The organism is Cocleimonas flava, assembly GCF_004339015.1.
Taxonomy (GTDB): domain Bacteria; phylum Pseudomonadota; class Gammaproteobacteria; order Thiotrichales; family Thiotrichaceae; genus Cocleimonas; species Cocleimonas flava.
Genome location: NZ_SMFQ01000005.1, coordinates 21,316 through 33,892, shown reverse-complemented (window position 1 = coordinate 33,892; position 12,577 = coordinate 21,316). Strand labels below are relative to the sequence as shown.

The following is a 12,577-nucleotide window of genomic DNA, read 5'->3' as shown; positions in this document are numbered from 1 at the left end:
AAGGGCACCCATCTTGGGTGCCTTTTCTTTTTTAAGCTTAAATTTTGGAATGAGTAGAAACAGGGTGATTTTGAAAGAGCGACTCTACAAGCCTTTTTTCAATTGCTTAATCAGATAGCGTGCGGGATGAAGGTTTTCTAAAATCGTACCTTCCTGATTTGAAATGGGTTTATTCTCAATGAGTTGAGTCAGCAATTTTGAACAATAACCGCTAGTGGTTAATCCGCGGGAGCCAAAACCGGCCAGTACAAATAAACCTCTTTGGTATTCGGCCTTAGGGTATTCCTTCCACTTTTTACCGTGATGTAAATCATCATAGTGTTCTCGATAAAAATCCCAGTCAGGGATTGCGCCTGCATAGGGAAAACGATCTGGAGTGGTAAGGCGCACCGCAGCGTGCGCACTTTCTGTGGCAGTCAAAGATTCGGCAAACTCAGGTAGATATTGTGTTAATTGCTCAAGGTTGTCGGTATCAGCTTCTGGAGTGATTGTTGATTGATCGTTGTTTCTATCAAAGGTTGCGCCAAATGTATGCTTTTTTGAGTGGATATCGGCGGGTGTTAAATAACCTTCGTGACCAATAACAGCCTTCAATTTTGTCGATTCGATACTGGCTGTTCCCAATGTAGTTTGACCTGCAACGGGCATGCTGGGTAGATCGCTAGTCTGTGTAAACTGGGTTAGGTCTTTGCCATTTGCAATGATGACGATTTCTGCGTGCGCTATTGACTGTCCCCGAGTGTCGAAAACGTGCCAAAGGTCTTCCTGCTTTTCAATATGTAATGCATTGGTTTCTTTTAGTAAGTTACAGTTACGATGTGAACTTAAGCTTTCGCAAAAGTGAGCAGGGTCAATCCATCCCGCTTGGGGAAAGTAGCTCGCTTTATAGGGTAATGGGATATTGGCTACTTTGCTGGTTTCATCTTCATCTAAAAGCTGTAAAAAATCTTCTTTGAAATCTCGCTCTTTGAGTTGTTGCCAGCGTTTTTCTTCCCGTTGATTGTGAGTGAGTTGTAACAAGCCACAACCATGCCATTCTAGCCCCTGTTTTTTTAGCAGGCTTAATTGATCTAAGGTGTACTGAAAACTCTGTGTGTAAAAATCTTCCCCAATACTCGGTTTGGAGGTCATTTTAGGGGAGATGACTCCCGCCGGATTCCCTGAGGCTTCGTTTGCAATGGTTTTATTGCGTTCTATAAGCGTAATGTTCCAGCCTGCCTGTGCTAAATGCCAGCTCATTTGACAGCCGGCAATGCCTGCGCCAATCACTATTGCTCGTTTCTTTTGCCAGTCATAGTCTAGGATGTTGAACCATACTGGAATGTCTTTTGTTTTTGTCATTGCTTATCGCTATTAAAAAAGTGCCCCAAAGTAGGGGGGTGCCAAATGCAAACCAGATGAGGGTGATATCGGAGGATGACATAGGATAAATCGGTAAATAAAGATTTATCAGCGACTTTTTGCAGTTTCTTTACTATTCGTCACATTTTCTCCATTTTTTGTGCACATTTAGCATCTATATTGCGTAATAAGGAGTTTATGTATTAAGGGCTAATACATAACTTTAAATAGAAGCCTTTGCATGGAACTAGTTCGTTATTTATCCGTCAAAGTATTATGCAAAGGCTTCTATTACATACGAACGTTTCGTTTCATGCGAGCGTTTTGTAAGCGGGCTTCAAAGCTCATTAAAACGACATTAAAAAAAACAATAAAATGGAATTAACAATGAATTTTAAATCAATAAAAAAAATAAGTAGCAAATCAATAGTGATGGCTACAACACTAACCTTGTCATTATCCTACATCGGGCTTGTGGTAATTTATGCTGAGGGTGTGGCAAACGACTTAACCGCTAAAACGGAGAGTTACGGTAGAAACGATACAAAAAGTTTAGCGCGTATAGAGCAATCATTAGTGGACCAAGATAATCCCGAATACATTCAAAAGCTAAAATCAGATTTGGAGAAACAGTTAAGGCAAGCCAATCTCATGTTGAATGTGATCGAAAGCAAAAGTGAATCTTCAAAACGCAGCTATATGAATTAAAGCACTTTACATAAATGCTTTAAAAAAAGCCTCCAAAGTAGGGGGGTGGCCTTAAGATCGGATTCCAACGCCATTCTTTAATAATCGATAAGCGATGAAATACAATACGGCTATAAATGCGATAATTAAAGAGAAACTCACCCAGGGGTTAATATCTGAAACACCAAGAATACCGTAGCGGAAACCGTTCACCATATAGAGTACCGGATTTGCTAACGATACGGTTTGCCAGAATTCAGAGAGCAGACTAATCGAATAGAAAACGCCACCCAGATAGGTTAGGGGCGTTAATACGAAGGTTGGGATAATGCTGATGTCATCAAAGTTTCTCGCATATACAGCGTTAATGAAACCTGCAATTGAGAACAGCATGGACGTCATCAAAACGATGAAGATCGTCATTATTGGATGTTCGATGTGCAATTCTGAAAAGAATAAAGAGACCAGTGTCACGATTAAGCCTACGGTTAATCCTCTCGCCATTCCACCACCGATATAGCCGAGTAAAATGACATGGTTAGGCACAGGTGAAATCAGCATTTCCTGAACGTGGCCGTACATTTTCGCATTGAAAAATGCGGCAACAACATTGGAGTATGAGTTGGTAATTACCGACATCATGATCAAACCGGGTGTGATGTATTCGATATATTTAAAACCACCCATTTCGCCGATTGCACTACCAATTAAGTTACCGAAAATCACGAAGTACAAGGTCATGGTGATTGCGGGTGGTATTAGGGTTTGCACCCAGATTCGCAAGAAGCGTAACACTTCTTTAGTGATAATGGTTCTAAAGGCAGTCAGGTTTTTTTTGTTGTTCATGAGGCTGCCTCCGCGTCATTTAATTCGTTGTCTTGGACTTTATCTTTTTCAACCAGGTTGATAAATAGCTCTTCTAAACGACTGGTTTTATTTCGCATACTTGAAACACGAATATTGTGTTCACTGAGTTTTTCAAAAAGAAAATTAAGCGATCTGGATTTGTCTAAATCAGCTTCGAGGGTGTTGGCGTCGCGTTGGCGCAAGGTAATATCTTCAATGTGAGGGAGATCAGTGATGGGTTCTTTCACATCGAGCACAAATGTTTCTACATTTAAATGCGAAAGCAATTCCTTCATGCTGGTGTTACTAACCACTTCGCCACGATTAATAATGGCGATGTTATCGCACATGCTTTCCGCTTCTTCCAGATAATGTGTGGTTAGAATGATGGTTGTTCCTGCCTGATTGAGTTGGGTCAGAAATTTCCACATTGAGCGGCGAATTTCAATATCCACACCTGCAGTTGGTTCATCTAAAATTAACAGCTTGGGTTTGTGTAACAATGCTCTGGCAATCATTAGTCGACGCTTCATGCCACCTGAAAGTTTATTCGCCTGTTCGTGGCGTTTATCCCATAAATCAAGGTGTCTGAGCAGTTCTTCTGCACGTTCAGTTGCGGTAATTCGGTCGATACCGTAGTAGCCGGCCTGATTGATGAGTATGTCCATCACCGGCTCCCACACATTAAAGTTAAACTCCTGTGGGACTAGACCAATATGTTCCTGTACTTGTTCGCGTTGGGTGTCCAGATCGTAACCAAACACTTCTACACTTCCTGCTGTTTTGTTCACGAGAGAACAAATAATACCTATCGTTGTCGATTTGCCTGCGCCATTTGCCCCAAGTAGCGCAAAGAAATCGCCTTGCTCGACCTGTAAATCGATGCCTTTGAGCGCATGCATATTCTCGCCGTAGGTTTTCTTCAGATTTGTTATTTTTAGTGCAGGTTTCATGAGTTTATTATCTATACAAATTTAGCGGATTCGATCCTAGCGAATGATGTGGTATCTTATCCAACAATTCAATTTAAATATAAAAACTGTTTTTAATGTGCTGTTACTTGGCAGGGTTTTATCCTTCGCTGCATGGTAATAAAATTATAAAAATGGTTAAAGGGAAGAAATGGGGCAAATATCTGAGTGGTTTGTATATATGCTTCGCTGTGCTGATAACAGTTTATATACCGGCGTGACAACGGATGTTAAGCGTCGCTTAAAGGAACATAACGAAGACAAGGCAGGCGCAAAATATACACGGGCAAAACGCCCGGTTTCTCTAGTCTATGAAGAGACGGCAGAATCACGATCCGCGGCTTGCCAGCGTGAATATCAACTCAAGAGATTGAAAAAGAGTGACAAAGAATCTTTTGTTAGAGGTGAATTGAAGGTTTCTCTTCTAAATACGGCTGATACCGCTGTAAGCAAAGGCAAATGAAAAAACGTACCTTTATCTTTGATGCTTCTGATAGGGCAGGGGAAGTTCTAACTAAGGCATTACATCATTATATTGAGGCAGCGTATCCCACAGGGGGCTCTGATTGTGCGGCCGCATCTCGTGAAGCTTTGATAGCAATCATTGCAAAGATTAACTCCAGCAACACTTGTGAAATTAGTACACGTCAACGTCCTGTTTTAATCGCTGCTGTTAATTGGTATTTCAATGACTCTGGTATCGAGCCGCAGAGTGAGCTTACCCGATCTAAATATGAGTTCATCTCAGGTTTATTGATAAAGAAAAAATAATGTTCTTTGTTTTTTCAAATTTTATAATAACCAAAGTCTTCGAGTAGAAAAGTGTGGTTAGGGGTGATGAATAGAGTCGCCTCTGATCGTTGTTAGCCATTACTTTCTAAGAAAAAAACGTGAGTTAAATAGGCTAATAAACACATAGGTGAGATTTTTTGACTGGATTTATCAACAAGATGGGCTATATAAGTATATAAAATAAGGATAATAAAAAAGCAACGAAAGCGAGGTAGTTACTATGAGGGTGGCGGATATCGACGATGCTTCCAATCATGATGAATTAAATAGAAATGATGCAGTAGTCCAAAAATATGTTCCAGGGAAAAAACTAGCGTGGGTTTTGAAGGCTCTGGATAATGCAACAACTTGTGCGGCATCTGTCTATATGCCAGACAAGCATGAAATTAAAATAGGCGACAAGTCTTCTGATTCAGACTTTGAAATACATCTAAACAATGATAAAGCAGTCACCGCATTAGTTTCTTTAGATGAGCTGGCATTAGCGGAAGCTTATATAAAAGGCGACATTGAAATCCTGGGTAATTTTATGAAGGTCCTGGATTTACGCCATGCAATCTCTGATAACCACCCATTATTGGATTTCGTTCGTCGCATTAAACCTAAAGTGTTTGGACAGGTAAAAGATGATAGAAATGCTATTCAGGAACATTACGAATTTGACGATGACTTTTACATGGTCATACTTGATGAGACGCGCACCTATTCTCAAGGGGTTTACGAATCTGATGATGAAAGTCTAGGGACCGCGATGATTCGAAAACTCGATTATGTTATCGAATCCTGCAAACTAACAAAGGGGTCAAAAGTACTAGATGTAGGTGGTGGTTGGGGTGCATTCAATGAATATGCCGGGAAAAAAGGTATTGAGGTTACGTCATTAACCATAGCGGATCATTCGGAAGAATATCTAAGTCGATTGATCAAAGAAAATAATCTGCCTTGCCATGTGATCAAAAAGAATTTCCTTGAATTTGAACCAGAGGAAAAATTTGATGCCATTGTAGTACTCGGTGTTATTGAGCACATGCCGTATTACGATAAGGTTGTAAAAAAACTGGAGAACCTCCTCAAGCCCGGTGGATATGCTTATTTTGACGGCAGCGCGAGTACCAAAAAATTCGAGTTTAATGCTTTTTTAAACCGATATATCTACCCTGGCAATCACTGTACATTAAGTATTCATGATTTCTTAGCTGAAGTGCAAAAAAGTGATATGGAATTGTTAACGGTTCACACTGACCGGCATAGCTACTACTTAACGTGTAAAGCCTGGGCAGAAAAGATGGAAGCTAATCGGGATTTAATCATCGACCGATGGGGTCGAGAGCTGTATGCGAAGTTTTTATTATACCTTTGGGGCGTTGCGCATAATTTTTATCATAATCAGTTGCAAGCCTATCGGCTGGTTTTAACCTTAAATCCTCCAAGCTAAGATTATGTGAAATACTTACATTCTGAAGCGAACGGACATGGAATAATTATTAAATACAAGATGTGTTCGTTAACTAATACAACCTCTTATGATAGTGGTTGTGAGCGAGAATTAATTTATGAAAATCAGCTGCAATGATTGCGGTGTATCCAATAACCCTCAACAGAAGTTCTGTAAAGGGTGCGGTGTACCATTGGCAAGACGTTGTACTTCGTGTGGTTTTAAAAATCAGTTAGATGCTAATTTTTGTGGTGGCTGTGGCCTAAAATTAGATCAATCTATCGAATCAGTAAAATCTCATCCCGAGGCGGAGCGACGCCAATTAACCGTGATGCAATGTGATTTGGTTGGGTCTTCTGAATTGGCTGAACAATTTGATCCAGAAGATTTACGTGATCTTTTGCGTTCTTATCAACAATGTATCGCTGAAGTAACGCTTCGTTATGGTGGCCATATAGCCAAATATATTGGTGATGGTTTACTGATCTATTTTGGTCATCCGCATGCGCATGAAGATGATGCCAAAAGGTCGATCCTTACAGGTTTAGGTGTTATTGAACGTATCGAGAAGCTCAATGAAACCTTAATCATTGAATACAATGTAAAACTCAAGGTTCGTATTGGTATTCATACCGGACTCGTAGTTATTGGGCAAATGGGTAGCGACGATAATCGTGAAGAAAATGCTATCGTCGGTGAGACCCCTAATATTGCCGCCCGCATTGAGCATATTGCTGAGCCAAACACAATTGCGATTAGTGAGGATACTAATGATTTGGTCAAAGGGTTGTTTATTACGCAAAACCTTGGTCAGCAATCGCTCAAAGGTGTATCTCAAAATCTAACGATTTTTAAGGTCATCGCTGAAAGTGATTTCCTTAATGAGTTTGACGTGCGTCGCAAAAAGCGTTTATTGCCTATCATTGGCCGTAATCGCGAGCTGGATATCATTGCAGAGTGCTGGGAGCAGGCCAAATCTGGCAGAGGTCAGATCGTACATTTAACTGGTGAAGCAGGGGTCGGTAAATCCAGAATTGTTTCTGAGTTTATGCGCAGGGTTGATAAAGATCCGCAACATTTACGGTTGTACCAATGCTCTTCTGTTCACACTAATACCGCTTTTCACCCGATCGTAACTTATCTCAAGTATCTGCTTAACCTAAAAAATGAGGATACCGATGAGGTCAAATATAAGCGCTTAGAAGCCTTTTTTGATGAGTTTGCATTACCCTTAGGTAAATATGCGCCCTTATTTGCGCCTTTGTTAGGGGTTAAGGTTGTTGGAGAGGAACCTGTCACGCTAAACCCTGATAAAACCAAGCAAATCATCTTCCAGGCCTGGGTTGGGCTTATGCAAAAAATGGCAGATGAACATCCATTGTTGTTGATTTTCGAAGATACGCATTGGATTGATCCATCTACTCAGGAAATGCTGGACGTCCTCGGTACCAAATTAGCATCAAAACGTATTTTATTTTTTATCACTTCTCGACCAGGTTACAAAGTAAAAGTTGATGAAGACGTGGTATTGAAGGAACTGGTTTTAAAGAGGCTTGATCAGGAAAGTAGTTATTCCATGATTTCACAATTGGCTGGTGATCTTTCCTTGCCTGATGAGTTAATTAGGGAATTAGTGGTTAAAACGGATGGCATTCCTTTGTTTATAGAGGAGCTTACAAAAACCGTCATTGATTCTGGGTTGTTAACTCAAAAAAATAAGCGCTATGAGTTAGCCATTCCTTTGTCGTCAGTAGAAATTCCCACAACCCTTAAAGATTCCCTGATGGCTCGTTTAGATCAGTTATCCAGTGTTAAAAAGATAACTCAATTGGCGGCAACTATTGGTCGGCAATTTTCGTTTGAGTTATTAAGATGTTTGCCAGTAGGAGATGTCGATAAGCTTGATGAAGCGTTAGAAAAGCTTATCAGTTTGAATATTATTGAACAAAAAAGCACAGGTGAAGGCAGGCAATATGAATTTAGGCATGCACTACTACAAGAAACTGCTTATAAGTCCTTGCTAAAAAGTACCCGCCGTAGATACCACGGCTTGATTGCCGATGCCATTGTTGAGCATTTTCCTAATGTCTTGACGTCTGAGCCAGAGGTGTTGGCTACGCATTATATTGAAGCCAACAAAGTATCTTTGGCGGTAGATTATTTATTGCTGGCGGGGAACCAGGCTACATTGACGTCTTCGCATCATGAAGCGATCTCACATTTGAGTAAAGGTGTGGAATTATTGAGCAGCCTTCCTCAAATCAAAAAAGTCATGTCTCAGGAGTTTCAGTTACAAGTAAGGCTTATTGGGCCTTTGATTGCAGCGCAGAGCTACGTTTCACCTCTGGTTGAGAAGGCCTTTACACGAGCCTTAAAGCTTTCTAAGAAGTTAGAATCTTCACCTGAAATATTTCCGGTATTGCATGGTCGATATGCGTTTTATCAAGTGTGCGGCTTGATACACAAAGCAGAAAGTTTAGTGGATGAGTTTGTGTTGCTGGCCAAAAGTCATACACATTCTAATCAATATTTAGAAATGGTAGGAAACCGCATGCGTGGTTCGTCATTATTGCTGCTAGGTGAATCCAAAAAAGCTGAGACCTATTTTAAAAATTCATTAAAGGCCTATTCCTATGAGCATCATAAAGGCTTAGATGTCTTATACGGGCAAGATATCAAAGTCACTTCATTGGTTTACCTGATTCTAAATCAATGGCATCAGGGCAAGTTTACAGAAATGCTCAGCTGCAGTGATGAGGCGAGAGAATTAGCAGAAAATATTGGAAGTGCGAATACCATAGGCATTTCAAACTTTGTGGGAAAAGTGTTACCGCTTGCGCTTTTAGATGAAACGGAAGCGGTTATAGAAGCCTGCAATAAAACCATTGAAGATGCTATGCGTCTGGAAACACCACTGTGGAAAATCGGTGGTTTAATGTTCAAAGGCTGGGCAATGGTACGTCTGGGAAGAAATGTAGATGAATCAAAACAGGGAATGGATATTCTGGAGCAGGGCTTGTCTGCCTATAATTCCATGAATCTCGGTTTATTCCGTCCATATATCATGATTATTTATGCACAAGCCTGTATGCGAATGGGGTATATCCAAAAGGGGCTGGATACTCTGGAGCAATCATTAAAAACCTCTGAAATTGGTGGAGAGCACTGGGTGGATGCAGAAACGTATCGAACCATTGGGGAATTACTCTTGAATGCAGAAAAGCCAAAGCCTCAGAAAGCAAAGGAATCTTTTGAGAAAGCGCTTAAGATTTCATTGAATCAAGGCTCTTTGTCACAAGAATTAAGAGCTGCTATGAGTTTGCTTCGGCTCGCCGATCAAGCGGTTGAAGTAGAGTTCGCTAAAAAACAGTTACAACTGGTGTATGATAAATTTGAGAATAAAGAGCACACCAAGGATTTATTGCAGGCAGAGCAGCTTTTAAATTGCACGGCATCTACGTCGCCACTTTACACGCTTTAGCACAATTTTATTCAGAAGGAAAAACGCTGCCTTGTGAAAGCAATTGTTGAAATAAAGCTCTGAAGTTATTGTTATCTAGTAATGTTTTTAACGAATCGCTAGTGTAGTAAAAATTTTCACATAATTCTTGAACGTCTTTTTTCAAGCTCAAGGGTAATTCCAGATGGTTTCCAGAGGCGAATAAATGGATGGCATTGGAATCTTCAGTGTAAGCAATGCGTAATCCGCTTTGTCGCTCATAATCCTGATTGTCTGCTATCTCTTCTTCGGTGTCTTCCAGTTGTTCTTGCTCACCTCTATTTTCTGTTAAGTATTTGCCGATAAAAATAGGTAAGTTCTGTTTTTGTCTGTCGACAGCTGAAATAATCTGATCCGTTAATGCCTGAAGGTCTTTAGCATTAATTTCACCTGGGTTCTCTTGAGGGCTTCTGCCGTCATCTTTGAAGCGTCTATTCATCTCGGCGTCATCAAAAGACTCTATCCAGCTTTGAGACATTTCTAGAATGCTAGGAGCACGAAATCCTACAGAAAAAGTAAAGCATTCACCTTCAGCTACCCCATGATGTGGCATATTTGGAGGTAAATAGAGCATATCTCCTTTTTCCAGTAACCATTCTTCATCTGCTGCAAATTCTTCTAAAATTGCTAGAGAGGTATCAGGAATAAGATTTTTTGGGTAATCAGGGGCCGTATTTATCTTCCAGCGCCGTTTTCCTTCTCCTTGTATAAGAAACACATCGTATTCGTCAACATGCGGTCCTACGGAGCCTTGGTCGGCGGCGTAGCTCACCATTAAATCATCTATTCTCCAATCGGGTATAAAACGAAAGGGTTCAATCAGATTGCCCAATTCAGGAACATATCTTTCCAGATCGTTTACCAGAAATGTCCAGTGAGAATCAGGGGTATTTATGAAATCCTCGTCAGTGAATGGCGAGTGTTTGGAGGTCCACGCCTTAAAATCAGGTGCAAGACCTTTTTCTACAATAATACGCGATGGGGCTTCTGTGTCGCAGGCAAGCCCAGCAAGTTCTGCCGCGTCAAAAGGCATTTCAAAATCTGCAAATGCACCCCGAATGACTAGTGGTTTTTGCTGCCAGTAGTCGCGTAGGAATTCTTCTTTGGAGATGTGTCCCAGGATGCTCATAGTCATTTGTATAGAGTTGTATTAGTTAAAAAAACTGGCTCAAAGTAGGGGGGGGGCTTTGGATATTTCATAAACACTTAATTGTGTTTTCCCATTGGTATCAATGTTTTTACGGAAACTACGATACAACTAGTGAATTTACCATTGCCAGCGCTTGGTAAGTTTAGAAAACCCACCCCCCTACTTATGGGCGTTTTTTTACTAATTAATTAAATCGCCTTTGTTTGTTCAATTGCATTACCAATATAAGTCGCTGGCGACAATGCTAATAATTGCTGTTTGGCTTCTTCAGGAATTTCTAACTTTTGAATAAACTCTGCCATTTTCTCGGCGTTTATTCGTTGCCCGCGAGTGAGCTCTTTTAGTTTTTCGTAAGGCTTTTCGATGCCGTAACGACGCATCACTGTTTGAATTGGCTCTGCCAATACTTCCCAGTTTGCATCAAGGTCGGCGGCAATGGCTTCTTCGTTGACTTCTAATTTAGAGATGCCTTTCAGCGTTGATTGGATTGCAATACTGGTGTGGCCGAATCCTACGCCTAAAGTTCTCAAAACGGTTGAGTCGGTAAGGTCACGCTGCCAACGAGAAATAGGAAGCTTTTGCGATAAATGAGTCATCATCGCGTTTGCCATTCCCATATTGCCTTCGGCGTTTTCAAAATCAATCGGGTTAACTTTGTGCGGCATGGTTGATGATCCGACTTCGCCCGCAATCACTTTTTGCTTGAAGTAACCAATCGAGATGTACGACCAAATATCACGACAGAAATCGATAACGATGGTGTTGTAACGTGCGGTCGCGTCAAATAGCTCAGCGATATAGTCGTGTGGCTCAATCTGAATCGTATAAGGGTTAAACGTAATACCTAATGATTCGATAAAGTTTTGCGAGAATTTTGGCCAGTCCATATCAGGGTAGGCACTGTAATGTGCATTGTAGTTGCCTACTGCTCCGTTGATTTTGCCGAGTATTTCAACGTCGGCAATTTGCTTGCGTTGGCGTTGTAAACGATACGCTACGTTTGCCATTTCTTTGCCTAATGTTGAAGGCGATGCGGTTTGTCCGTGGGTACGGCAAAGCATGGGAATTTCCGCATTATCAAGTGCTAAGGTTCTAATCGCAGAATTTAGTTGATCAATTTCGTTTAGCATTACAGATCGTCCGCCTTTTAGCATTAAGGCGTGTGATAGGTTGTTGATGTCTTCAGAAGTACAAGCAAAGTGAATGAATTCAGTCACTGCATTTAATTCTGCATTATCTGCGATTTGATCTTTCAGGTAATACTCAACCGCTTTCACATCGTGATTGGTTGTGCGCTCAATATCTTTGATTTTTTGTGCTTCAGCTTCATTGAAATTGGTTAGAATTGCTTCTAAATGTTGGTTGGCTGTATCTGAAAACGCAGGTACTTCTGCAATCTCCGGATGATTTGCAAGTGCCTGTAGCCAGCGAACTTCTACTAAAACGCGATGTTTGATTAAGCCATATTCGCTAAAAAATTCACGAAGTGCGCTAGTTTTTGACGCATAACGACCGTCAACCGGGGAAAGTGCAGTTAAAGCAGATAGATTCATGTCTGTATGTTCTGTGATAAGGGGTGGGAATAAATTAAAGACGGAGTATAACCGATGATTTTACGCATACAAGAGTATCTTTGTCCTACTCTTTGCTACACTACCTTGTAGAAGTGAGTAAAATACACGGAGAAAGAGAAATATCAATCTGTATTTATGGTATTTTTTAATCTTTTGTATTTATGTGTTTTAGATCAAAAAACCCTACCAATTTAGGATTATTTCTTGACCTTCGTAGCCAGTTAAGCGACGATACGGCGGTTTTTTAACGAGGAATTTATTGTTTTTTCTCTCGTTATTTCA

Annotated in this window: 10 protein-coding genes; 5 read left to right on the top strand and 5 right to left on the bottom strand. The window is 40.7% G+C overall.

The genetic code is table 11. The features are described from left to right. Positions 1-84: 84 nt before the first annotated feature. Positions 85-1,341, bottom strand: a complete 1,257-nt coding sequence (gene mnmC1 / locus EV695_RS16575; protein WP_131907134.1) for an FAD-dependent 5-carboxymethylaminomethyl-2-thiouridine(34) oxidoreductase MnmC1 — start codon at positions 1,339-1,341, stop codon at positions 85-87. 432 nt (positions 1,342-1,773) lie between these two features. Between mnmC1 and EV695_RS16570 the strand changes: the two genes are divergently transcribed. After that, the gene (locus EV695_RS16570) at positions 1,774-2,049 is read left to right on the top strand and encodes a hypothetical protein (RefSeq protein ID WP_131907133.1); all 276 of its coding nucleotides are present in this window, start codon (positions 1,774-1,776) and stop codon (positions 2,047-2,049) included. Positions 2,050-2,100: 51 nt separating this feature from the next. Here the strand turns inward: EV695_RS16570 and EV695_RS16565 are convergent, their stop codons facing one another. Continuing rightward, on the bottom strand, positions 2,101-2,874 hold the full coding sequence (locus EV695_RS16565) for an ABC transporter permease (RefSeq protein ID WP_131907132.1): 774 nt from the start codon (positions 2,872-2,874) through the stop codon (positions 2,101-2,103). After that, on the bottom strand, positions 2,871-3,827 hold the full coding sequence (locus EV695_RS16560; protein ID WP_131907131.1) for an ABC transporter ATP-binding protein: 957 nt from the start codon (positions 3,825-3,827) through the stop codon (positions 2,871-2,873). The genes EV695_RS16565 and EV695_RS16560 overlap by 4 nt, the downstream gene beginning before the upstream one ends. Before the next feature lie 169 nt (positions 3,828-3,996). Here EV695_RS16560 and EV695_RS16555 point away from each other — a divergent pair, with 169 nt between their 5' ends. The 4 genes from EV695_RS16555 (at position 3,997) to EV695_RS16540 (ending at position 9,553) form a co-directional block, all read left to right on the top strand. Further along, entirely contained in the window at positions 3,997-4,308 is a 312-nt protein-coding gene (locus EV695_RS16555; protein ID WP_131907130.1) for a GIY-YIG nuclease family protein, read from the top strand. Further along, a complete protein-coding gene (locus EV695_RS16550; RefSeq protein WP_131907129.1) occupies positions 4,305-4,616 on the top strand; it encodes a hypothetical protein in 312 nt (103 codons plus the stop codon). The genes EV695_RS16555 and EV695_RS16550 overlap by 4 nt, the downstream gene beginning before the upstream one ends. 241 nt (positions 4,617-4,857) lie before the next feature. Continuing rightward, positions 4,858-6,072 carry a class I SAM-dependent methyltransferase gene (locus tag EV695_RS16545; RefSeq protein WP_131907128.1) on the top strand — a complete coding sequence of 405 codons (1,215 nt, stop codon included), beginning with the start codon at positions 4,858-4,860 and terminating at the stop codon, positions 6,070-6,072. Positions 6,073-6,190: 118 nt separating this feature from the next. Beyond that, complete coding sequence (locus tag EV695_RS16540) at positions 6,191-9,553, top strand: adenylate/guanylate cyclase domain-containing protein (RefSeq protein ID WP_131907127.1); 3,363 nt, start codon at positions 6,191-6,193, stop codon at positions 9,551-9,553. Positions 9,554-9,560: 7 nt separating this feature from the next. Here the strand turns inward: EV695_RS16540 and EV695_RS16535 are convergent, their stop codons facing one another. Continuing rightward, on the bottom strand, positions 9,561-10,706 hold the full coding sequence (locus EV695_RS16535) for a cupin domain-containing protein (protein WP_243651698.1): 1,146 nt from the start codon (positions 10,704-10,706) through the stop codon (positions 9,561-9,563). A gap of 203 nt (positions 10,707-10,909) precedes the next feature. Beyond that, the gene (gene purB / locus EV695_RS16530; protein ID WP_131907125.1) at positions 10,910-12,274 is read right to left on the bottom strand and encodes an adenylosuccinate lyase; all 1,365 of its coding nucleotides are present in this window, start codon (positions 12,272-12,274) and stop codon (positions 10,910-10,912) included. Positions 12,275-12,577 lie beyond the last annotated feature (303 nt).